At 33.0% G+C, this 25,435-nt stretch carries 18 protein-coding genes; 2 read left to right on the forward strand and 16 right to left on the reverse strand.

Annotation, left to right across the window (positions count from 1 at the left end):
- Window positions 1-7 precede the first annotated feature (7 nt).
- The 7 genes from ATE84_RS12335 to ATE84_RS12365 all read right to left on the reverse strand — a co-directional run bounded on the left by ATE84_RS12335 (window position 8) and on the right by ATE84_RS12365 (window position 11,264).
- Complete coding sequence (locus ATE84_RS12335) at window positions 8-355, reverse strand: four helix bundle protein (RefSeq protein ID WP_101448247.1); 348 nt, start codon at window positions 353-355, stop codon at window positions 8-10.
- A gap of 39 nt (window positions 356-394) precedes the next feature.
- Window positions 395-2,800: a 3-hydroxyacyl-CoA dehydrogenase/enoyl-CoA hydratase family protein gene (locus ATE84_RS12340; protein ID WP_101448248.1), complete on the reverse strand. Its 2,406-nt coding sequence runs from the start codon at window positions 2,798-2,800 to the stop codon at window positions 395-397.
- A 17-nt stretch (window positions 2,801-2,817) separates the two neighbouring features.
- Complete coding sequence (locus ATE84_RS12345; RefSeq protein WP_101448249.1) at window positions 2,818-3,273, reverse strand: MarR family winged helix-turn-helix transcriptional regulator; 456 nt, start codon at window positions 3,271-3,273, stop codon at window positions 2,818-2,820.
- Window positions 3,274-3,467: 194 nt separating this feature from the next.
- Window positions 3,468-5,240: a long-chain fatty acid--CoA ligase gene (locus ATE84_RS12350; RefSeq protein ID WP_101448250.1), complete on the reverse strand. Its 1,773-nt coding sequence runs from the start codon at window positions 5,238-5,240 to the stop codon at window positions 3,468-3,470.
- Window positions 5,241-5,575: 335 nt separating this feature from the next.
- A complete protein-coding gene (locus ATE84_RS12355; protein WP_101448251.1) occupies window positions 5,576-6,133 on the reverse strand; it encodes an isochorismatase family protein in 558 nt (185 codons plus the stop codon).
- A complete protein-coding gene (gene purL, locus ATE84_RS12360) occupies window positions 6,130-9,804 on the reverse strand; it encodes a phosphoribosylformylglycinamidine synthase (RefSeq protein WP_101448252.1) in 3,675 nt (1,224 codons plus the stop codon). Before purL ends, ATE84_RS12355 begins: the two co-directional genes overlap by 4 nt.
- A gap of 251 nt (window positions 9,805-10,055) precedes the next feature.
- Window positions 10,056-11,264, reverse strand: coding sequence for an RsmB/NOP family class I SAM-dependent RNA methyltransferase (locus tag ATE84_RS12365; protein ID WP_024771029.1), 1,209 nt, complete (start codon window positions 11,262-11,264; stop codon window positions 10,056-10,058).
- An 84-nt stretch (window positions 11,265-11,348) separates the two neighbouring features.
- Between ATE84_RS12365 and ATE84_RS12370 the strand changes: the two genes are divergently transcribed.
- Window positions 11,349-12,413, forward strand: coding sequence for an oxidoreductase (locus tag ATE84_RS12370; protein ID WP_101448253.1), 1,065 nt, complete (start codon window positions 11,349-11,351; stop codon window positions 12,411-12,413).
- Window positions 12,414-12,458: 45 nt separating this feature from the next.
- On the opposite strand, the gene ATE84_RS12375 is transcribed toward ATE84_RS12370, so the two are convergent.
- From ATE84_RS12375 to ATE84_RS12415, 9 genes are all read right to left on the reverse strand, one after another.
- Complete coding sequence (locus ATE84_RS12375; protein WP_101448254.1) at window positions 12,459-12,905, reverse strand: sensor of ECF-type sigma factor; 447 nt, start codon at window positions 12,903-12,905, stop codon at window positions 12,459-12,461.
- 108 nt (window positions 12,906-13,013) lie between these two features.
- Window positions 13,014-13,538: a hypothetical protein gene (locus tag ATE84_RS12380; RefSeq protein WP_101448255.1), complete on the reverse strand. Its 525-nt coding sequence runs from the start codon at window positions 13,536-13,538 to the stop codon at window positions 13,014-13,016.
- A gap of 31 nt (window positions 13,539-13,569) precedes the next feature.
- Complete coding sequence (locus ATE84_RS12385) at window positions 13,570-14,118, reverse strand: RNA polymerase sigma factor (protein ID WP_101448256.1); 549 nt, start codon at window positions 14,116-14,118, stop codon at window positions 13,570-13,572.
- A gap of 1,530 nt (window positions 14,119-15,648) precedes the next feature.
- Entirely contained in the window at window positions 15,649-18,207 is a 2,559-nt protein-coding gene (locus tag ATE84_RS12390; protein WP_101448257.1) for a GEVED domain-containing protein, read from the reverse strand.
- A gap of 489 nt (window positions 18,208-18,696) precedes the next feature.
- Window positions 18,697-20,523, reverse strand: coding sequence for an ABC transporter ATP-binding protein (locus ATE84_RS12395; RefSeq protein ID WP_101448258.1), 1,827 nt, complete (start codon window positions 20,521-20,523; stop codon window positions 18,697-18,699).
- A 31-nt stretch (window positions 20,524-20,554) separates the two neighbouring features.
- Window positions 20,555-22,282: a phospho-sugar mutase gene (locus ATE84_RS12400; RefSeq protein ID WP_101448259.1), complete on the reverse strand. Its 1,728-nt coding sequence runs from the start codon at window positions 22,280-22,282 to the stop codon at window positions 20,555-20,557.
- A 121-nt stretch (window positions 22,283-22,403) separates the two neighbouring features.
- Window positions 22,404-23,351 carry a glycosyltransferase family 2 protein gene (locus ATE84_RS12405; protein ID WP_101448260.1) on the reverse strand — a complete coding sequence of 316 codons (948 nt, stop codon included), beginning with the start codon at window positions 23,349-23,351 and terminating at the stop codon, window positions 22,404-22,406.
- Window positions 23,352-23,354: 3 nt separating this feature from the next.
- Window positions 23,355-23,876 carry a DUF4199 domain-containing protein gene (locus ATE84_RS12410; RefSeq protein ID WP_101448261.1) on the reverse strand — a complete coding sequence of 174 codons (522 nt, stop codon included), beginning with the start codon at window positions 23,874-23,876 and terminating at the stop codon, window positions 23,355-23,357.
- 164 nt (window positions 23,877-24,040) lie between these two features.
- The gene (locus ATE84_RS12415; protein WP_101448262.1) at window positions 24,041-24,568 is read right to left on the reverse strand and encodes a DUF4199 family protein; all 528 of its coding nucleotides are present in this window, start codon (window positions 24,566-24,568) and stop codon (window positions 24,041-24,043) included.
- 314 nt (window positions 24,569-24,882) lie between these two features.
- Here ATE84_RS12415 and ATE84_RS12420 point away from each other — a divergent pair, with 314 nt between their 5' ends.
- Window positions 24,883-25,350 (forward strand): hypothetical protein, encoded by a 468-nt coding sequence (locus ATE84_RS12420; protein ID WP_143273619.1) that lies wholly within the window; start codon window positions 24,883-24,885, stop codon window positions 25,348-25,350.
- Window positions 25,351-25,435: the final 85 nt, after the last annotated feature.

Here is a 25,435-nt window from a genome sequence, read left to right on the forward strand (position 1 = left end):
TTGAGATTCATAATCTTTTTTGAAATGAATAATTCATTTTCTGTATTTCAATACATAATTCAATAACTTGTTCTACTTTTTCTTTACTTATTATATTTAATTCTATTATTAATACTAATTGTGTATGGAGTTCATAACATGAACCATTTGCAATACTTAAAAAATGTTTAAATTCTTTACTTGAATTTCTTCCAGCACCTTCAGCAATATTGGAAGAAATGGAAATAGCACTGCGTTTTATTTGAGAAACTAAACCATATTTTTCATTAGAAGGAAGATGACTTGCTAGTTGATAGACAGATTTGGCTAAATCAATTGATTTTTTCCATATTTTTAAATCTTCAACTTTGTGCATTACTTTATAATCTAATTACTCAATACTAAATTCTCAATACTAATTACGTAATGGTTTTCCTTTCTTAAGCATATGTTCGATACGTTCAAGAGTTTTACGTTCTGTACAAAGTGATAAGAAAGCTTCACGTTCCAGATCCAATAAGTATTGTTCTGTAACCAATGTTGGTTCAGATAAATCTCCACCAGCCATTACATATCCTAGCTTATTAGCTATTTTATGATCATGCTCAGAAATATATTTACTAGCTTCCATAGAGTCGGTTCCTACTAAGAACATACCTAATGCTTGTTTACCTAGTACCTTAATATCTTTTCGAAGAGGTGGTTGTGTGTATCCTTGTTCTGCCATCAATTTCGCATGTGCTTTTGCTGTAGCAATTTGGCGATCTTTATTAACAACAACGATATCTTTTCCTTTTTGCAGTATATTAGTATCATATGCTTCATAAGCAGAGGTTGACACTTTGGCCATACCTATAGTTAGGAAATGCTCTTGTAGCACATTAAGTTCTACGTCGTTTTTCTTAAAAGTATCAGAAGCTCTTAGTGCCATTTCTTTGGATCCACCACCACCAGGGATAACACCAACACCAAATTCTACAAGTCCTATATAGGTTTCTGCAGCAGCAATTACTTTATCGGCATGCATAGAGAGTTCACATCCACCACCAAGTGCCATACCATGAGGAGCAGCAATTGTTGGGATTGCAGAATAACGCATACGCATCATAGAATCCTGGAAATATTTAATAGCCATATTAAGCTCGTCATATTCTTGCTCAACGGCCATCATAAATATCATTCCGATATTTGCACCTACAGAGAAGTTTGCTGCTTGATTACCAACAACCAATCCCTGAAAATCTTTTTCAGCAATATCGATAGCTTTGTTTAATCCGGCTAAAACATCACCACCAATAGTGTTCATCTTACTCTGGAACTCTACATTTAGAATTCCATCACCAAGATCTTCTACTACGACTCCGCTATTTTTAAATACTTCTGAAGATTTACGGATATTATCCAGAATGATAAATGCATCTTGTCCTGGTACTTTTACTTGTTCTTTTTTAGGAATATCGTAGAAAAATGTAGCTCCATTATTTACAGTATAAAAAGAAGTACTTCCTGAGGCGATCATATCAAGTACCCATGAAGCAGGTTCATACCCTTCTGCACGCATCATTTCGATTCCTTTTTCTACTCCAATAGCATCCCAGATCTGAAAAGGACCATGTTCCCATCCAAAACCAGCTTTCATTGCATCATCGATTTTATATAAATCGTCTGTAATTTCAGGAATACGATTGGAAACATATGCGAATAGTGCAGATAAATTTTTACGATAAAATTCTCCTGCTTTATCTTTTCCGGAGACTAATACTTTAAAACGATCAACTACTTTATCGATAGTTTTTGTCATTTCAAGAGTAGCAAAAGAAGCTCTTTTTTTAGCTTTGTATTCTAAAGTATCTAAATCTAAAGATAGGATTTCTCTTTTTCCATCTGCACCAACATTCTTTTTATAGAATCCTTGTCCGGTTTTACTTCCCAGCCATTTGTTATCCATCATAGTACCGATGAAATCCGGGAGTTTAAATAATTCGTGACGTTCATCATCCTTGCAATTATCTGCAATACCATTAGCTACATGAACCAAAGTATCCAAACCAACTACATCTACGGTACGAAAAGTTGCAGATTTTGGACGACCAATAACAGGGCCAGTAAGTTTGTCTACTTCTTCTATTGTTAATCCCATCTCTTTTACCATGTGGAATAAACTCATGATACTAAAGATTCCGATTCTATTCCCAATAAACGCGGGGGTGTCTTTTGCAACTACAGAAGTTTTTCCTAAATATTGTTCTCCATATCCATTAAGGAAATCCAAAACTTCCTGAGATGTATTTGGGCCAGGAATAATTTCGAATAATTTGAGATAACGAGCAGGGTTAAAGAAATGTGTTCCACAGAAATGCTTCTGAAAATCTTCACTTCTTCCTTCATTCATGAAATGAATAGGAATACCAGAGGTATTAGAAGTAATTAATGTACCTGGTGTTCTGTGTTTTTCAAGATTTTCAAAAACTATTTTTTTAATATCTAATCGTTCTACAACAACTTCTATAATCCAATCTACATCTGCAACTTTTGCGATATCATCTTCCAGGTTTCCTGTAGTGATACGATTTGCAAATTTTTGATGGTATATAGGAGAGGGTTTAGATTTAAGAGCAGCGGTAAGTGAATCATTTACTAATCGATTACGGACCACTTTGTTGTCAAGAGTAAGGCCTTTCGCTTTTTCTTTGTCATTAAGTTCTCGAGGGACTATATCTAATAATAGTACTTCGACACCAATATTAGCGAAATGACATGCAATACCAGATCCCATGATTCCTGAGCCGATAACTGCAACTTTTTTAATGATTCTTTTCATTTTTTAACTTCGGGTTGTTAAGGTTTTACAGATTCTTGTTTTGAGTAAATTTTTTTAGATGATATCAGATCATTTATGGTTTGAAAGACTTCTAAGAAAACATCTAACTTTTCTTGCGGAACATGTTTTCTTACCATAGTATCAAAAGTAAAAACTACTTCTTTTGAGAAATTTCTCATTTCTACCCCAAATGGAGTGAGATAGATTAATACACCTCGTCCATCTTGAGGATTTTTCTTTCTAAAAATTAATCCTTTTTCTTCCATGGTTTTCAAAGTGCGTGATAAACTTGTGGCTTCCATTCCCATTTTGGGTCCTAATGAAGTAGAAGGTGTACCGCTTTCTGGGTCTATGCTAAGTAATGCAAATCCAGTAGCCATTGTACTTCCTTTTTTGCTAGCTTCTTCATTATACATCTTAGCAACTGCCATCCAGGTAGCTCTAAGAGCATAATCGATTGTCTTTTCTCTCATTCAAAAAAATTGTTATGAATGTAAAGGTAAGAAAATTTATTATGCACGCATAATAAATGAAGTAAAAAATTGAGAAAAGTTAATGTAATTTACACTTTTTTGTTGAATTAATAAAAAAACTCCCCATAAAATGAGGAGTTTACTGATTAACAGTTAAATCTGATATGCATTTTATATACAATCAGCACATTGAATTAGCCATAAATTTTTGAATAAAGATCTTTGTATTTTTCTTTTATTACTTTTCTTTTTAGTTTCATAGTAGGGGTAAGGTGACCTGCATCAATACTCCATTCTTCAGGTGTAAGTTCAAATCGTTTTACACGTTCCCATTTTCCAAACTTTTTATTGTGTTCATCAACTTCTTCCTGGTAACGATCAATAATTGATTGGTTATTAAGAGCTTCTTGCATAGAGCTACCTATTTGTATGCCTTTACGATCTGCCCATTCTTTTAGAAATTCGAAGTTGGGTTGTATAAATGCTGCTGGCATTTTTTCTCCTTCTCCGATTACCATTATTTGTTCAATAAAACGAGATTGTTTCATGGCATTTTCTATTAATTGCGGAGCGACATATTTACCACCAGAAGTTTTAAACATTTCTTTTTTACGATCGGTAATACGCAAAAAACCATCATTATCGATTTCGCCAATATCTCCTGTATGAAAATATCCGTTTTTTAATACTTCATTGGTTTTTTCTTCATCTTTATAATATCCTAACATTACTTGAGGACCTTTCACCAAAATTTCACCATCTTCGGCTATTTTTACTTCGGTTTCAGGAATCATTCTTCCTACTGTACCTATCTTAAAACCTCCATTTTCTCTTTCATTTACCGAAATTACCGGTGATGTTTCGGTAAGACCATATCCTTCCATAACTCCTATCCCTGCAGCATTGAATATTCGAGCAAGCCTTGGTTGTAATGCAGCACTACCAGAAGCGATTAGCTTTAAATTGCCACCCAGAGCTTCTTGCCACTTGCTAAAAATAAGTTTTCTGGCAATACTTAACTTTTTTTCATACCACCAACCATTAGCACCGTAGGGTTCATATTTTAACCCAAGCTCTACCGCCCAAAAGAATAATTTCTTTTTAATTCCTGTAAGGTCAGCACCTTTAGCAATGATTTTATCATATACTTTTTCTAATAATCTAGGCACAGCAGTCATTACCTCTGGTTTAACTTCTTTTAAGTTATCACTTATAGTTTCTATAGACTCTGCGAAATAAATACTTACACCTCTATATTGGTATAGATACATTAGCATTCTTTCATAAATGTGGCATACTGGAAGAAAACTTAAGGCTTTGGTTTCTCCATCTACTATAGGGAATCTGCAGGAACTATTTATCGAATTACTTACTACATTTTTATGACTAAGCATGACTCCTTTAGGTCTTCCTGTTGTTCCTGAAGTATATATTAAAGTTGCAAGATCGTCTTCTTTTACAGAAGCCATGATTTCTTCTACTGTTGATTGGTTACTATCATCCTTACCCAATTCAAGAACTTCATTCCAACTTTTACAACCAGAAATATCATTATAGGAGTATACTTCTTTTAGAGAAGGAACATTAGCTTTAATATTTTCAACTTTTTGAAATACTTCTTCATCAGAAACAAAACAATATGTTGCTTCAGAATGGTTTAAGACATATTCATAATCTTCTTGAGAAATTGTTGGGTAAATGGGAACATCTTGCGCACCAATTTGAAGAACACCAATGTCAGTGATATTCCATTCTGTTCTGTTATTAGAAGAGATAATCGCTATTTTATCATTAGGTTTTACACCTAATCGTAATAAACCACGGCTAATTTGATTAGCTTTTTCTACATATTCTTCAGTAGAAGTTGCAATCCATTCACCATTATATTTAGTTATTAAAGCCTTGTCTAAATTAAATTTTTTTAATTGATAATGTGGGAAATCAAATAATCTAGTAATTTTCGTCATAAGTCGTTTTAAAATAATTTTTGTAGCATTCCAAAGCTCTTTCCAGATGGTTGTTTTTAAAAATAATTGGGTGATTAAATTTACGAATAAACAAAATAGAATACACCACTATTTAAGAACTTAAAAGAACTACTATGCGCGCATAGTTTTGCAAATTATAAAAAATCTTATAATACACAACTCTAAGATATAAAAAAAAGGAGCTGTAAATTGTTAACTCTTTAATATTTTATCGTTTTTAATAAAATATCCGTCATTTATAGATTTAAAACTAGCTTTATAATACATAAATAAGATCATCTCTTGATAAATAGAGAGGTATGTTCTATGTCTATTTAATGACTTGTTAGATTATTTTTTATCTGCTCAAAGTTTTTTACGTCTACTTTTCCATTGGTTGGGATCATATTTTGCCAGACCCAATTATAATGTTCGATTACTTTTTTGGCTTTTAAATGTGGTCTGTCCCCAGTGGTATGTCCATCTTCTATCACAGTTATATTATAGTCTTTTGTTAACCCTGACTGGACAGTTGATGCTACACAAAAGTCGGTTGCACAACCTGTAATAAATAACTCGTTGATATGTAAATCATTTAGTTTTGATTGTAGCTTTGATTTATAAAATATATCATTAGCATACTTATCTATAAAAATATCAGTAGTCTCTGTTTCCAAATCATCTAATAATTCCCATTCTGGTGTATTTGGTAAAAAATCATTCATTTTTGTACCATCATGTTGAATAAAAAATACAGAAAAACCAGATGCTCTGAATAGTTGAGCAAGCATATTGATTCTGTTCACAACTCCTTTTGTGTCAAATCGCGGAGTTTTTGGAGTAAAAGAACCCTTTTGCATATCAATTATTAAGAGCGCTTTTCTGTTTTTCATTCAGAGGCATTTTTCTCTAACCATTTTCTGGCGTTTACAAAGGCTTCGATCCATGGTGATACTTCGTCATGTCTATCTAGTGGATAGTTAGCCCAGTTCCATTGAAAAATTGAACGTTCTATATGAGGCATCATTACCAAATGGCGACCAGTTTTATCTGTCATCATAGCTGTGTTGTAATTTGATCCATTTGGATTAGAAGGGTATCCTTCGTATCCATATTTTGCTACAATGTTATATTGATCTTCTGGTAATGGTAAATCAAACTTTCCTTCACCATGAGAAATCCATACTCCCAGAGTGCTTCCTGCCAAAGTAGATAGCATTACAGAATTGTTATCCTGTACTTTTACAGAAGTGAAACTACTCTCATGCTTATGAGAATCATTGTAGGTTAGTTTACCGTGTTTTTCATGTTCCGGGTTAATAACCTCTAGTTCCATAAACAATTGGCAACCGTTACAGATACCTACAGATAGCGTATCTTCTCTTTTAAAGAATTTTTTTAATGCTGTATTTGCTTTTTCGTTATACAAAAAGGCGCCTGCCCATCCTTTTGCAGATCCTAAAACATCACTATTAGAGAAACCTCCTACGGCTCCAATAAACTGAATACCTTCTAATGTTTCTCGACCAGATATCAAATCGGTCATATGTACATCTTTTACATCAAAACCTGCCAGATACATGGCATTAGCCATTTCTCGTTCAGAATTACTTCCTTTTTCACGTATGATGGCTGCTTTTGGCCTTTTAGACTCACTAGAAATCACAGGTCGTTTACCATCAAAGTGTTTTGGAAAAGAATAGTGTAATGGTTGATTTGTATAATTTTGAAATCTATCTTTTGCTAAATCATTTGCAGTTTGTTTCTGATCTAATAAGAAAGAAGTTTTGTACCATGTATTTCTTAATTCTTCTATGGAAAGATCAAAGGAATCATTTTGATTTTTAATGGTTAAAGAAGCTTCTTCTTTTATAGTACCGATGTTGAAGAACTCAATATTGTTTTTAGAAAGAATAGATTCAACATCCGAATTTGAAGCACTCTGAAAAACAATCCCTGAGTTTTCTGCAAACAATAATTTGATTGAATCGGATTCTCCAATTTTGGTAAGATCAAGGTTTGCTCCAAGGTTAAGGTCTGCAAAACACAATTCTAATAATGTAGTGATCAAACCTCCTGAGGCGATATCATGACCCGCTACAATTTTATCTTCTCTAATTAGATTTTGAATCACATTAAAGGTGCTCTTAAAACTAGCAGCGTCCTTAATATTTGGTGCTTCAGAACCAATTCTATTTAACATTTGTGCAAATGAAGAGCCTCCAAGTTGGTGTTTGTCATTAGAAAGATTGATATAATAGATATTACCACCATTTTTTTGTAAAACGGGTTCAACAATTTTGGTGATGTCATTACAATGTGCAGCTGCAGATATCACTACAGTTCCGGGAGCAATAACTTCTTCATTTGGGTATTTTTGCTTCATAGATAGTGAATCTTTACCCGTAGGTACATTGATTCCTAAATCAATAGCAAAATCTGAAATTGCTTTTACAGCTTTATATAATCTAGCATCTTCTCCTTCATTTTTACAAGGCCACATCCAATTTGCAGATAATGAAACGGATTGCAATCCTTCATTAAGTGGTGCCCATATAATATTAGTCAATGCTTCTGCAATAGAATTTTTACTCCCTGCTTCTGGGTTGATTAGGCCTGAGATAGGAGAATGTCCAATACTAGTTGCAATACCTTCTTTACCATTATAATCTAGCGCCATTACCCCACAATTGTTTAAAGGTAATTGTAATGGCCCTGCACATTGTTGTTTAGCAACTTTTCCTCCTACACATCGATCTACTTTATTGGTTAACCAATCTTTACAGGCAACAGCTTCTAGCTGTAGTACCTGTTCGAGGTAGTTTTGAAAATTTTCTTTGTTATAAGAAATGTTTTCATAATTACGCTCAATGGTTTTATCGTTCATTATAGTTTTAGGAGAACTACCAAACATATCTTCTAATGCAAGATCCATTGGTGTATCTCCTTTGGTTTTGGACTGAAAGGTAAAACGGTGATCTCCGGTAACATCTCCTACTTCATACATAGGGGAGCGTTCGCGCTCAGCAATACGTTGTAGTGTATCTATATTTTTTTGCCCGATAACTAATCCCATACGTTCTTGGGATTCGTTACCGATGATTTCTTTTGCCGATAATGTTGGGTCTCCTACAGGTAGTTTATCCAGGTCAATTTTTCCACCAGTCTCTTCTACCAGTTCAGAAAGACAGTTAAGATGGCCTCCTGCACCATGATCATGTATGGATACAATTGTATTTTCTTCATTCTCTACCATACCTCTAATTGCATTAGAAGCACGTTTTTGCATTTCTGGATTAGAGCGCTGTATCGCATTTAATTCGATACCGCTGCTAAATTCTCCGGTATCTGCAGAAGATACAGCAGCACCTCCCATACCAATTCGATAATTTTCTCCTCCCAAGATTACAATTTTATCTCCTTTTTCTGGAGTGGCTTTGATAGCTTGTTCGGCTTTACCATATCCAATCCCACCTGCCTGCATAATTACTTTGTCGAAACCAAGTTTTCGGGCGTCTTCTTCATGCTCAAAAGTGAGTACAGATCCTGTGATTAAAGGTTGACCAAATTTATTTCCAAAATCAGAAGCTCCGTTAGAGGCCTTTATTAATATGTCCATTGGAGTTTGGTATAACCAATCTCTTTCTGTCATAGCTTTCTCCCATGGACGGTTATTTTCTAATCGCGAATATGAGGTCATATATACTGCTGTCCCAGCAAGAGGCAAGGAGCCTTTTCCTCCGGCAAGGCGATCTCTGATTTCTCCTCCAGATCCTGTAGCAGCGCCATTAAATGGTTCTACTGTGGTCGGAAAATTATGTGTTTCCGCTTTAATCGAAATCACACTATTGAATTCGGTTTCCTGATAAAAATCAGGCTTATCAGCAGTTTTTGGAGCAAACTGAGTAACTCTTGGCCCTTTTATAAAGGCTACATTATCTTTATATGCAGAAACAATATCGTTTGGATTTACCTCTGATGTCTTTTTTATTAACTTAAAAAGTGAAGTAGGTTGTTCTTCTCCATCAATAACAAAGGTTCCGTTAAAGATTTTATGACGACAGTGTTCAGAATTTACTTGCGAAAACCCAAAAACTTCTGAGTCTGTAAGTTGTCGTCCTATTTTTTTACTAACTCCTTCGAGGTATTCAATTTCTTCGTCATTAAGAGCTAAACCTTCGGCGATATTATAAGCAGCAATATCATCAATCTCTATGATCGATTCTGGCTTTATATCAATAGTATAGATATCCTGATTTAGCAGATCATACTTTTGAGAAAGCATAGGGTCGAAATCAATGTAATCTTTTGTAACGGTTCGAAATTCTTCTATTCTAACAATTCCTTCTATACCCATATTCTGAGTGATCTCTACGGCATTAGTACTCCACGGAGTAATCATTGCGGCACGAGGACCAACAAAAAAAGCGTCAATAGACGCCACAGATAGTTGAGGTTGGTTGCCAAATAACCATGTTAATTTTTTTATGGTTTCAGGAGAGATTTCATTGTTTGTTTGAACTGCAAATACTTTCTCGTTTTGGTTTCCGAAGAAATGGATCATACTTCGATTATTTGTGTTGATTTTTATTAAGCTGCAAATTTACTACTTTCTTACTAAAATTAGGTATAAAACTAAGATAGAATCCCAGAGTTATTCACTGAATTTTAAACAATAGCAAAGAGATAAAATGTAATAATTGAATTTTGTGATATTACAGTATGAATGTTTCGATAGTTTTTAGAAGGTTTTGCATCTTTGCAAGAGTGAAATTTTTATATAACTGTATACATATTATTGTATACAGATACGTATTATTTTCTTTCTAATAGGGCCATATAAAACCCATCATATCCTGATTTATGTGAAAGTACTTTCTTGTCTTTGATCAAGGTGAAATCATTTCCGATTTCTTTAGAAAGGAAACTTTTTACCTGATCTTGATTTTCTGATGGTAAAATAGAGCAGGTAGCATATACTAATTTTCCTCCAGATTTTACCATTTTAGAATAATTCTCAAGTATTTCGGCTTGTGTATGCTTGATTTTATCTAAAAATTCTGGTTGTAATTTCCATTTGGCATCTGGGTTTCGTCGTAAAACACCCAAACCACTACATGGGGCATCGATAAGAACACGATCTGCTTTGCCATATAATTTTTTGATGTCTTTTGTGCTTTCTATGACTCGAGTTTCGATATTATGGGCACCATCTCTACGAGCTCTTCTTTTAAGCTCTTTTAGTTTATTACCATAAATATCCATAGCAATAACCTGTCCTTTATTTTGCATCAAGGCTGCCAAATGAAGACTTTTACCACCTGCACCTGCACAAGTATCTACAACACGTTGCCCAGGTTGTACTTCTAGAAAATCGGCTACCAATTGAGAAGAAGCATCTTGTACTTCAAATAATCCGTTTTTGAATGCTTCTGTGGTAAATACATTGGTTCTTTCGACAAGCTTAAGCGCATCTGGATATCCTTTAATGAATTCGGTATCGATATTTTCGTCTTCCAGTAGACTTCTAAGTTTTTCTCTTGATGTTTTTAAGGTATTTGCACGAAGAATTACAGGAGCCTGCTCATTAAGTGCGGTAATTTCTTTATCCCACAGTTTACCTAGTTCTTGTTCCCCCAATTGATCCATCCAATCGGGGATAGACTCTTTAAATTTTCTTATTTTGCTTAATTCATCAAAACGTCCTTTGATACGACGGGTAGGCGTAGGGCCAATTTGTTTCCAATCGGGCAAAGAAATTCCTCTTAGAGTGGCCCAAACTGCAAAAACTCTCCATAAGTTATCTCTGGAGAAAGGTTCTTTTACTTCGGCTATTTCGGTATATAAGCGTTTCCATCTTACGATTTCGTATACGGTCTCTGCAACAAAACTACGATCACGTGATCCCCATCTTTTGTCTCGTTTCAGTAATTTCTGAACCACTTTATCTGCATAGCTTCCTTCATTAAATATTTCATGTAATCCATCTATAACAGCAAAGACAAGATTTCTATGTAAACGCATTGTATTTTTTTTTAAGGTGTGCAAAGGTAGACCTTTGTGATCAAATACTATTATATTTGACTATAATTATTGATATCAAAACCTATGAAACTAATCTGCACCCTATTATTTGTTTTGACTTTTGTTTTTTGTACCACAGAAGAGAAAGTAGTTACTCATAATTTTTCTAAAGTTGAAATAGAAACTATTTTAAAAGATTCTATAAGTATACGAGCCTTAGATATATATAATGATACTTTGATTGGTTTTGGTTTTAATAAAGGGTATGGATTTATAAATCTTGCTACAGAAAAGAAGACTATTATCGAGTTTTCTGAGTCTGATACTAAAGAAAAAAAAGAAAACTGGATTGCAGAACAACGTGCTGTTAGTTTTACTGATAAGTCGTTTTTTAGTTTAGGAGTAAGTTCTCCTGCAAGATTAAGAAAGATTGATAGAGAGACTAAAGAGGAAAAAATAGTATATACCGAAATGCATAAAAAAGTATTTTATGATGCAATAGCATTTTGGAATGCTAAAGAAGGAATTGCAATGGGAGATCCTACAGATACTTGTTTGTCTATAATTATTACAAGAGATGGGGGAGAAACCTGGAAAAAGGTTTCTTGTGACGATCTACCTGAAACTTTTGTTGGAGAAGCTGCATTTGCTGCTAGTAATGGAAACATTTCAATTGTAGGCGATAAAACATGGATAGCTACAGGAGGAATGAAGTCCAGAGTGTTTTTCTCTCCTGATAAAGGAAAAACATGGGGAGTTTATGATACTCCTATCATTCAAGGAAAAGAAACCACAGGAGCGTATTCTGTTGATTTTTATGACGAGAATAATGGAATCATTTTTGGAGGAGATTATACAGCTCCAAAAAGTAACGAGGCAAATAAAGCGATTACAAAAGATGGAGGAAAAACGTGGGAATTGGTATCAGATGGTAGTGGAGCAGGGTATAAGAGTTGTATACGATATATCCCTAATGGTGGTGGTAAAGAAATGGTAGCTGTTGGATTTACAGGAATATCAATTTCTAACGATCTTGGAAGAAGTTGGAAAGAACTAAGTAAAGAAGGTTTTTATACAATAAGATTTATAAATGATAGTGTTGCAATAGCGGCAGGTAAAGGAAGAATTGCTAAACTGATTTTTAAATAAAAAAGAGGTGTATAACACCCTCTTTTTCTGTGTTCTTATAATATTTTAATGTCTTTTTCTTCGTTCTTTAATTCTTGCCAGCATACGTTTGTGAAAATCGGCTTCTGCTTTTATGAGTTTTAGAATTTTCGTATTAGGCATGACTTTCTTTAAATCTAGGATTAAATTTTTTCGGGATTGTGATTTCTGTTCCTCTACTTCAAGAAAGTTGTTTATAGCATCTTTGGCTTGCTTATCACTTAAACCAGTAGGGGTGTTGTTGGCTTCTTTTATACTTTTAATCAACTTACGTTCTCGACGTCTAAGTTTTTGAACAGTCTCTTCATGGACATTATAAACAGGCCAGAATTGCTGAGCTTCTTTACTGGTTAAATCTAGTTTCTCAGTAATATATGCGATTTTAAATGCTTTAATTTTTTCTCTTGGCCCGTGTTGAGCAAAAGCACCTATAGAAAACCAGGCAAAGCAAATAAGTAAAACTATCTTTTTCATGTGTTTGTTTTATTGTTTTAGAGGTCAAATGGAATCTTTGGCGATTAAAAGAATGATAGATTAATGTTTTAATAATTATTTTGATCGAGTCGGTTTCATGTGTTTGTTTTATTCTGTAAATATAATTTCATCATCTAAATCCTCTTCGGATAAATACTCTAATAAAGTTTCATCATCAATTAATTCTTTTTCGAATGTTTCTGAGTATATAATATCTTCATCTAATAGCGCTGCGATTTCTGAAGTACTGAGTTCAATATCTTCTTCATTAAAATAAGCGTGTATATCGGCAACTTCAATAGAGTTAAAATTTAATTCTGATTCTTTAGGTATGGATACAGATATAATAATAGCAATCATTGCAGCAATACCCGAGATATATAAAATATTTTTACTGACTCGTAATGAGATAAGTTTCCCTTTGGGTTTATCATCATCAATTTTTTGCATTATAGTATCTTCCAAAGTTGTGAAATAGTCTTCGGGAACTTTGAAACCCGAATCCATTTTGGAACTCAGTTGGTCATCTTTATCAGAAGCTATTTTTTCAAAAAGCTTACTTTCGAAACTTTCAAAATAACCTTCAGGTACTTTAAAACCGTCATTGTTTTTATGTGATTTATCTTTTTTCACTGATAGTATGACTTTTTTATTATTAAAAGGTTTAATCTTTTTTTAAAAAATCTTCAATTTTTTTTGAAGCTAAATGATAAGAAGCTTTTAATGCTCCTTCGCTGGTCTCTAGAATTTCTGACATCTCACGATATTTAAGTTCCTGAAAATATTTCATATTAAAGACCTGTTGTTGTTTTTGTGGTAAAGTGGCTATAGCCTTTTGCAACATGAGTTGTATTTGATCTCCTTCATAATAGACATCTGCCTCGAGATTCTGAATTAATTGTAAACTTAACTCTTCATTACTAATATTATATTTTTTTGCTTTTTGATTTAGAAAAGTAATAGACTCATTTGTGGCTATACGATATAACCAGGAGTATAATTTACTATCTCCTTTAAACTTTTTTATATTCTTATATACTTTAATAAACACATTTTGTAGTATATCATCTGTATCGTCATGATTTTTTACCATATTTCTGACATGCCAATAAAGGCGCTGTTGATATACAGCAACAAGCTTACCAAAAGCGGTATTTATATCCTTGTCTGATTGTAAGGCAATAAGTAGGTCTTGTTCTTCCCGAGTGTTCAAAGGTAAAATTAGTTTTATTGAAATGATCAATTATTTGATCTTGGTACTACTATATGACTAATGTACATAAAAAAGGTTTAATCATGTTTTAAATAATATTTTGTAGGAATTTTGTAGGATTAAATGTTAAATATAATGCTTATTTGCCTTTTTTATAGATAAAATACACTTTTTGTTTGGTGAATTGAAAATAATTTCTATCTTTACAGTGTAATAATGATTGAGTTCTTTCATTTCCCCCAAGATGAAAGTTTTTTATAAAAGTGAGTTTTAATTTTAGAGTAAGCCCCTAAATTAAGATGATTTGTGTGAAGAGAAAGAGTGCGAAAGCACTCTTTTTTATGTTTAATACTTTTTGATAGGGACTATTTTTAAACGTTAACATTTGTAAGTATAAGACTACATTTTTTAATATTTTGTTTATTATAAAAAGTTAAAAAACACAATTTATAGATAAAATACACTTTTTTATTTGGTAGATTAAAAATAATTGCTATCTTTACAGTGTAATAATGAGTGAGTTCTTTCATTCCCCCCAAGATGAAAGTTTTTATAAAAGTGAGTTTTAATTTTAGAGTAAGCCCCTAAATTAAGATGATTTGTGTGAAGAGAAAGAGTGCGAAAGCACTCTTTTTTATGTTTAATACTTTTTGATGAGGATTATTTTTAAGTAGTAAGATTTGTAGGTAAAATACTACACTGTTTGTGTGTTATGTAATTTTTAAAAGTTAAAAAGCATTATTATTAGGTAAAATACAATTTTTATTTGGTAGATTAAAAATAATTACTATCTTTACAGTGTAATAATGAGTGAGTTCTTTCATTATCCCCAAGATGAAAGTTTTTATAAAAGTGAGTTTTAATTTTAGAATAAGCCCCTAAATTAAGATGATTTGTGTGAAGAGAAAGAGTGCGAAAGCACTCTTTTTTTATTTTATACTTTTTGTTTTATAGTATGATGAAAAAGTTAAGCTATGTTTAAGTAATTATTATTTGTAGGATTTAAACTACATAAATATTTAATTTACTATATAAATATTGATAAAATGTATTTTTTATAGATAAAATTCGTTTTTGTTTTGGTGGTCTCTAATTTTTGCTTTATATTTACACCATAATAATAAAGTTAATTCTTTCATTTCCCCCAAGATGAAAGTTTTTTATAAAAGTGAGTTTTAATTTTAGAATAAGCCCCTAAATTAAGATGATTTGTGTGAAGAAAAAGAGTGCGAAAGCACTCTTTTTTATGTTTTATACTTTTGATAGTTTTAATTTAAATAAAATTTTTTATAGATAAAGTATAGTTTTATGGGGTTAAAATCAATTTTTGATTTGTGAAAATATCTTGTCAGTCAGAAATGTAAAATTCTTCCATTTCTAACATCTTTGAATAGATATCGTTCTTTTTTCCAAAAGAGCTATAGTTAAGCTCGTTTTGAGTTTGTATTGTTATGAAATACATGCATCCAACAATAACCACAAAAAAAGGCCATCCCTAGAGATAGCCTTTTATAACTATTAATTAGACTATTATTGTTTTATGAATCTTTTGGTAACAGCCAACCTTTTAGAAACAAATCTTACAAAATAGACACCTGTGGTAAATTGTGAGACATCAATATCATGAGAACCCACACTTGGCTTTATCTTTTTAATGATTGCTCCTGTGGATGCAAAAATTATGATCTCATCAAAATCACCTCCCAAAATATCAATAGTCAACTTTGAATTTGTTGGGTTAGGATGCATTTTAATATTTCTTTTTGAGTTTTGAGTGAATGACCTCAATGTTTCTACATTGTTATTAGCAGTGACTCCAGTTCCAAGATTAATTGTGTAGTCTTCCACTTCACCATAAGTGAAAGATTCACAAGAGGTTGGAATTCCATTATACTTCATTGAAACTCTCATTCTAACCGAAGTTTTAGAAGTTCCACTAGGAACTGTAAAAGATCCACTATTAGAAGTATTAGTCGAAGCGGCTTTGGACCAAACTAATTCGCCTGTATCATTAAAATCTCCATTATTATTGTAGTCAATCCAAACGGCATATGCTTCTGGGTATTTGGTTCCTGTCCAAGTAGGAACAACCGTAATAGTATATGCTTGACCTTCGTTTAAATCTGTAGAAATTGAAGTAAAATCTGAATAAAATTGTGCATCAGAACTCTTGTTGATTGTATTTAACTGAACATTGCTAATAAATTCGTCGTTTACATTTGTACTCGCAGAGCTACAATAAGTAACAACGGTTCCAGTTGTAGTGAACGAAGTAGTTGCATTTCCTGAAACATTCCCAGCAGCGTCTTCAGCATTTACTGAAGCGTTATAGGTGGTTGAAGGAGAAAGCCCTGTAACGTTAAAAGTAGTAGTTGTAGAAGTGCCAACAACAGTACCTCCTATAGAGATATTATAACGAGCTACACCTACATTATCTGTAGATGCGGTCCAATTAAGTACTGATCCACTAGATGTGATGTTACTAGCAGCCAAATTAGTTGGGTTCGTCGGTGCTTCAGTATCAGGAGTACCAGCTTGAATTTGAAATTTTCCAACAACACCTTTTCTACCACTTTTCATATACTCGGTAATAAACCAAAATGAAGAATCATCAGATGGATCTACATCAATCTTGCTATAATCCCCATATCGTTTACCACTAAAATTTTCAGTTCCATTTGCGATGAGTCCTTCTGTACTTGTCATTGTTCCTAATGGGTCAGAACTCAATCTACCTGTAAAATAAGAACTTACCCTAACTGTTGTTGAAGTTGTAGGTCCTGACATAGATGTATATCCCATTCCTATATTGCCGTTTCCATCCATTGCAAGACTTGCGTTCCAGGCATGTCTTCCATCTGGTGCGGTATAAGTACCCTCTTGATATAAAGACCAAGGTTGATTATCCCCGCTCTGTCGAAACTCGTACCAACGTACTCCTGCCAGTTTACCTGAGCCAGCGTCTGTATCGACTACAAAATTGAAAAGCGCCGAATTATGAGTTGCAAATTTTCTAAATTGAGCTTGATTCATGATAGTTGCTTGCAGCGCATCAATTGCAGAACCGCCTCCTGGTTGAGTTAAATTAGTAAAACTTCCATTATCAAAAACACTAATAAAGGGTGTTGTATTGATTTCCTGAGGGTTTGAAACTGTCGAGTTTGCTGGAGTAGTCCAATTTATATTAGCAGTCCAAACTTTAATATGATCCACAGATACTCCGCTCCATGCATTGTCCTGTAAATAGACTATGGTAGCACCTCCAGCAGCAGGTAAATTGCCATTAGTAACATTTAAAGCTTGCGGACTATGAAAACCACTGGTAACAATCCCCGGAAGTTTAAATCCAATAATTTGAGCCGCAGAATTTCCTGCCAACATAGCAGTTCTTTCTAATACCCAAAGTTTATTAGTACCTCCCGTATTTTCGGTAATATAGTATCCATCACTCCAGACAGATAATTTTTGATAATCCTTTATACCTGGGATATTGTATATATACCATCCTGCTGTTAATGGATTAGGGCCATCTGAAACCGCCACTTGTGCTCCGGATCCCAGAAATGAAAGTACCCATCTATCTGCTGCATTATCATAGGATGCCGTAAGATCACAACAGCCACCCGAAGGGAAAATAGCAGGATTAGGAGCGGTTTGACCTAACAATTGGTTACCAGATTTATCATAAATCATAAACCCAGTATTATAAACCACCATCACATGATTAGGGCCTATAGCCATAGAAGGATCTGTGGGTTGGGAATTTGATGTATAGGTATCAAAAACAAGGCTGGCAGGAGCTCTCTGCATACTTTGTTCTTTTTCATGTTTATTTCTTACAAAATAATCATTTTTCTTTTGCGGGTCTTTGCTAGATATAATTTGATTTCCTAATGATTTTTTATCTTTTGCCTCCCTAACCGAATTGTCTGGGGGGACAAGATCATTGGGTCTTGATTCTATAGATGATACATACTCTACAGAAGATATTTTTCCATGATAGAAAGCTTTGGTGTCATTTTCTTGTGCGCGAGTCATAAAAGAAACGGCGAACAATAGCGGTAATAATAATAATTTTTTTAGTTTCATTAAGTTAGTTTTAAGAGATTTAATGTCTATAAATTTAGATAAATAACATCGGTAATTATAGTTTAAATACGCCTTTTTTTAATTGAATGGTAAGCCCATATTATCAATATGTGCTTACCTTCGTTTTATACCTTTTTGACCATCTAGTCAAGTAATTTATGTCAAAATTTTACGATTAAATACTTTAAACTCTCATCATTTTTTAGATAAATTAGGGATCGTAGTTAGGAATACAGAAAACATAACCGATGAGATAATCAATGAATATTTGGAATACCGCAGATGAAGAAATGATGGCAATTACAACTTATACCATTTCAAAGTTAAATTGGTAGGTAATAATATTGGAAAACAAGCAGAGGGGGGAGATATCAATTCTACTTGTTTTTATGGAGTAAATTTAGCTAGAAATAGTTCTTAGTAAAATAAAAACCCCTGTACTTAATAGTTACAGGGATTTTTGTTGTTTTATTATTGATTATAAATTCTTTATTGATCTAATGATTGCATATTCACCAATTTTTGATAAACGCCATCTTTAGAAATAAGCTCATCATGTGTACCTTGTTCAACAATTTTTCCTTTTTGCATTACAACGATTAAATCTGAATTTTGTATTGTAGATAACCTATGAGCGATTACAATACTCGTCCTATTCTTCATCATGTTCTCTAATGCAGATTGTACTAATCGTTCACTCTCAGTATCTAAGGCAGAAGTTGCTTCATCCAAAATCATGATTGGAGGATTTTTTAGTACAGCACGTGCTATAGATAAGCGTTGCTTCTGTCCGCCACTAATTTTATTACCGCTATCTCCAATATTTGTTTCAATTCCTGCTGGTAGATCCTTTACAAACTCCCATGCATTGGCAACTTTTAAAGCTTTTATAATTTCTTCTTCAGATGCGGTCGGATCTCCAACCAGTAAGTTATTTTTTATTGACTCATTAAATAAAATAGAATCCTGAGTAACCAGCCCCATTAAATCTCTTAATGAGTGTTTGGTTAGATCTTTTATATCTACACCGTCGATCTTTATACTTCCTTTATTTACATCATAAAAACGAGTAACCAGATTGGCGATGGTGGATTTACCACTACCAGACTGACCAACTAGGGCAACAGAACTACCCTTTGGTACTTTTAAAGAAAAATCATTTAGAACATACTCATCTTCATATTTAAAAGAGATATTCTCTAGAGTAATATCAGTGGTAAACTCTTTTTTCTCTTTTGCATCTGGATGATCTTGTAGAGGGGAGGTTGTATTTAATATTTCTAGTACACGTTCTGCCGCTGCATTACCTCTTTTTACTCCATAACTTGCTTTAGAAATGGCTTTCGCCGGAGTAAGAATATTATAGGCAAGGCCCATATACACAATAAAAAGCCCTGGATCCAACGATTTCTCGACCAATACCATTTGCCCTCCATACCATAATAAAATAGAAATAACAGTTATACCCAGAAATTCACTTGTTGGGGATGCCAGATTTTGTCTGTTAAGTAGTGTATTTGAAAAATTATAGAAACGAGAAGTAGACTTTTGGAACTTTTTGCCAAATATTTTTTCAGCATTAAATCCTTTGATAACTTTTAATCCACCAAGAGTTTCCTCGACAATAGAAAGAAAAAACCCTTGTTCTTGTTGTACTTTATCAGAGTGTTTTTTCAACTTCTTTCCAATTAAAGAAATTAAAAACCCAGATATCGGAATAAAAATAAATACAAAAATTGTCAATTTTAAACTTATCAATAGCATGGTAAGTATCGTAAATAGAATCATCAAAGGTTCTCTTACGATAAGTTCTAATATGGATAAAAAGGAATGTTGTATTTCTAAAACATCTGTAGATATCCTTGCGATAGTATCTCCTTTTCTTTTTTCTGAAAAATACGATAGCGGTAATTCTACTGTTTTTTTGTATAATTCATTACGGACATCCTTTAAAACACCGTTTCTCAAGAATGTAATAAAGTACATTGCCAGATAATTGAAAATATTCTTAAGAAAGAACATACTTATCACAAGAACGACCATAAAAATCAAGACATCTTCATTACCCTGATCGGCTTTTTGTGTTACAAAATAATTAAGATAATCTTCACCATATTCTTTAGCTTTTAATATTCCATTCCATTCTGGTTTAATCCTAATCCTTTCAGTTTTGTCAAAAAGAACTTTTAGCATAGGAAATAGAGACACCATAGATAGTGTTCCGAAAAGGGCATAAAAAATATTAGAAATTATATTTAATATAGCATATACTTTATAGGGTTTCGCAAAGCGAAGGATTTGTTTAAAATAATTCATTAAAAATATACTGAACAGCTATCACTGTTATTTAAGTTAATTGTAAATCTTTTTTGATGGTTTCAATTTTACCATCTAATTGTTGTTGTACGGTATTAAAGTCAGCACTTGTATGAAGTGATTCCTGTACACTGATATAAAATTTTATTTTTGGTTCTGTTCCACTTGGCCTGGCAGCAATTTTGCTTCCAGCTTCGGTATAAAATATCAAAACATTTGATTTTGGGATATCAATACTATGTTCTGTATGATCCTGAACGTTTTTGGCAATACCAGTTTGGTAGTCTTCGATTAGTACTACTTTTTCTTCATTAAGAGATTTTGGAGGATTATTTCTTAAATCTACCATAGTTTGCTTAATCTCTGCAGCACCGTCCATTCCTTTTTTTACCAATGAAACCAAATGCTCCTTGTAAAAACCATGTTTTGTATATAAATCTAATAAAGTACTATAAAAAGAACTACCATTTGCTTTAGCAAAAGCAACAATCTCACAAGCGAGTAGGGTAGACGTTACTGCATCTTTATCTCTAACAAAATCACCTACCATAAACCCAAAACTTTCTTCACCACCACCAATAAAATGTTGGTCAGGGAAATCTTTGATTAATTTGGCAATCCATTTAAAACCGGTTAATACTTCTTTGTATTCTACACCGTAGGCCTGGGCCAGACTTTGCATCATAGGAGTAGATACTATGGTAGAGGCAATAAATTCATTGCCTGTAAATCCTTGTTTTTTATAATTTTCTAACAAAAACCAGGTCATTACAATCATGGTCTGATTTCCGTTAAGCAATTGTAATTCTCCTTGATCATTACGAATAGCTATTCCTAATCGATCACAATCAGGATCAGTACCAATTACAATATCTGCATCAACTTTGGTAGCGAGCTCCATTGCCATAGCTAAGGCTTCAGGTTCTTCTGGGTTAGGAGATTTTACGGTAGGAAAATTACCATCGGGTTCTGCCTGTTCTTCTACAATATGTACATTTTTGTATCCTGCTTTTTCAAGAGTTTCGGGAACGGCAGTAATAGAAGTACCGTGTAAAGAAGTAAAAACAATTGTTGTATTGTCTTTTGCTTCCTGCGTAGCTGCAAAACTTCCGTTTTTTACACTTTGTTCAATAAAAACAGTGTCAATTTCCTGATCTATTTTTTGAATAAGACTTGGATTTGTATCAAATTGAATACTTGAATATTTTAATGCATTTATTTCTGAAATAATCTCACCATCTTGCGGAGGAACCAATTGTCCACCATCCTGCCAGTATACTTTATATCCATTATATTCTGGTGGATTATGACTTGCGGTGAGTACAATACCGCAATGGCATCCTAATTCTCGTACAGCAAAAGATAATTCTGGAGTAGGACGAAGGCTGGAGAATAAGTAGACTTTAACTCCATTGGCAGAAAATACATCTGCAACTATTTGCGCAAGCGTATCACTGTTATGTCTACAATCATAAGCGATAACTGCTTTAGGTTGTTCTCCAGGGAATTGCTTGATTAGGTAATTACTTAATCCTTGTGTGCTTTTTCCCAGGGTGTATTTATTGATTCGATTGGTTCCCACGCCCATGATACCACGCATACCTCCGGTACCAAATTCGAGATCTTTATAAAAGCTCTCTTTTAGTTCTTCTGAATTGGTATCCTGTAAATTTTTAATTTCTTTTTGAGTAGCGGTATCAAAAACTGGCGTTAACCACTCGTCAACTCTTAGGTTTATATCAGAATCTGTGATTTGCATGCTTGTGATTTTAGTGCAAAAATACTATTTAATTTTGGTAAAAAAGTTTCGAAATACGCATAAACTGCTTCGATATTTAATTCATCTTGACTTTTTATATCTACAAGATGAATTGTGTACATTAAAGATGTATTTTTTCTGCAATGCTATATCGTTCTTTATCTCGTTTACTGGTTAGGATAATTTCACCCAGAAACCCTGCTAGAAAGAACTGTGTTCCTAAAATCATAGAGGTTAGTGCTACATAAAATTCTGGGCGTTGTGCGATAAGTCTCCCTTTGGTTTCTATAAAAAGTTTATCGATCCCCAGGTATAATGAAAAGCAGAATCCTATAATAAAAAGTAAGGTACCTATAAGGCCAAAAAAGTGCATGGGTCTTTTGCCAAAACGCGACATAAACCAAATGGTGATTAAGTCTAGGAAACCATTAATAAAACGACTCATCCCGAATTTGGTTTTACCATATTTTCTAGCCTGGTGTAGTACTACTTTCTCACCGATTTTTGCAAAACCGGCATTTTTGGCAAGTACAGGGATATAACGATGCATCTCACCATGTACATCTATGTTTTTTATTACGATATTTTTATACGCCTTTAACCCACAATTAAAATCATGTAATTTAACCCCAGATGTTTTTCTGGCCGCGGCATTAAATAATTTTGAGGGTAGATTTTTGGCAATAACAGAATCGTATCGTTTCTTTTTCCATCCGGAAATGAGATCATAACCTTCTTTGATGATCATGTCATACATCTCTGGAATTTCTTCTGGATTGTCCTGTAAATCAGCATCCATAGTAATTACTACATCGCCCATTGCTGTACCAAATCCAGCATGCAATGCCTGAGATTTGCCAAAGTTTTTTAAGAAACGAATTCCTTTTACCTGTTGGTCTTTTTTTGATAATGCAGAGATCGTATCCCACGATCCATCGGTACTACCATCATCGATAAAGATAATTTCATAAGAAAAAGAATTGGATTGCATAACTTTTGCAATCCAATTGTATAATTCGTTAAGTGATTCCTGCTCATTAAGCAGTGGTATGATCACAGATATATTCATATGTTAATATAAGTCTTGTTTCTTTTGCATGATTAAACCTCCAATAAGAGAATATATAAAGCCAAAAAAGACACTTAATAATATAAAAAAAGCACCTCCTATAATCGGCCCTCCAAGTTTCTTTGCCCAGTTTATACTCATTTCAATCTGTTCTTCTGTCATATTAGGGTTCTCCATCATCTTTTCTCTTGTGACTTCCATCATTTGATCTATGAAATCGGGTTCAATAAAAAAATTGAAAATACCATTATATACTGCATACACAAGACCACTAAGTGCGGCAATACTAATCCCTATTTTTATCGCTTGCCCTAGACTTAAAAAACTATTATTCTTTTTCTTATATGAATGTATTGTTGAAAATATAAAAACTGGAAATATTAAATAGTATAAATACATCGGCCATTGTTTACCTTCTAACAACATTCCACTAACATACATTAGTACGTGAATTAGAATTAGAATTATACCTAATATAATACCATAATTAGAGCTGAATTTCGCTGTAGGAATTTGATTTTCCATATATAAAATAGTTTTGGTTATTATAAACCATAAGTACACAAATATAGTAAATTGTTACAGGTATGGGTAATAAATTTATGGTATTGGTGATTAATGTCTACTAATGGATTTATATACAATATAGGTAAGTTTTAGAGTAATAAGTAGATAAGTATGCTTATAGATCAAAAAACATCTTTTTTCTTTTGTATTATGGCTCCACCAATTATAGAAATAATAAGGCCTAAAAATAGATTCCAGATAATTACAATAATCGACATTACAGGAAGGGAACTATATGTTTTTATCACAGCCATATCCTGATTGACTTCCTCTGGAGACATACCTGGATTACGATCAATTATTTGTTGCTTCTGTGTATTGAACTTTTGACTAATCATATCGGGTTCTATAATAATGTTTAGTATAATATTCCAAATAACAGCCATAATCCCAGCGATCAAAACTATACCAAGCCCAATTTTTATTGCTTCACTTAATTTTAAAAAACCATTATTAGCTAGTTTATATGCTTTTATTCCAAAAATAATTATACCAATACGTATTGATAAATCGATAACAGTATGAATCCAATTTCGATTTATTGTACCATTACTAATATAAATAATCACATTATATGTAACAAATAGGATCCCTAGAATTATCCCATAAATCAAGATATATTTTTTGAGTGAAATAGTAGTTTCTTCCATAATACAAAATTATTTTCCGACTGTTTGTAAACATAAGTGTACAAATATAATAAAATGTTACGGCTACGGTAAAAATAGCACTTTATCGATAGAATTCATATTTTTATCGTATATTTACTAAAATATTACGGTTTTACCGTAATGCAAATATGGTGTCAACAGGCGTAAAATAAGGGATTCGCTAAAAATGATTATAAATAATTAATCTGTTGATATCTTGTGTTTTAGGAGTGATATTATTGATGAAACAAACTTTTTTAGAATTACTTACCCCAATTGAATTACATAAAAATATATTAACGAAACTAGTATTTATGAGAAAACTATTACTTTTTACATTTATTCTTTCTTTCATTACTGTTGTGTCCTGTTCAAAGGATGAAGAAGATACAAAAGTTTCTCAGGACGAAAAAGAATATCTGGTCAAACAAACTATTATTGAATTTAATAACAGTGCCATTAAAACTGGGAAGTATGAGGCATTTATTAAAGATGTATCTCAAAAATCGGCTACAACACCATTGAATAAAGCTGAATTGAAAATGTTAATTCAGAATTTTCTTGGGGATCAAACCCAGAAATTTTTAGATGTGTATTATCAATTAGAAGCTTTAGAACTTACTTCAGAAGAGTTTTATGGTATTGCTCATCAATTTGAATACCTCCGACTAACTGGAATTTTGGATAAGACACAAGGAGGGTGCTGTGGAATAGCTAATAATTCGGGAGATAGTCTTTTTAAAGATTTTCTCGGTTTTACATGTGGTTGTGATGCAGCTTGATGTTTTAATATTTATCTTATCACTAACAGGTGTTTACAGATTAATTAATTTACATTTCTTTATTTGCAAAATAATTTTGCATTTC

It is taken from the genome of Aquimarina sp. MAR_2010_214 (assembly GCF_002846555.1).
Classification (GTDB): Bacteria; Bacteroidota; Bacteroidia; order Flavobacteriales; family Flavobacteriaceae; genus Aquimarina.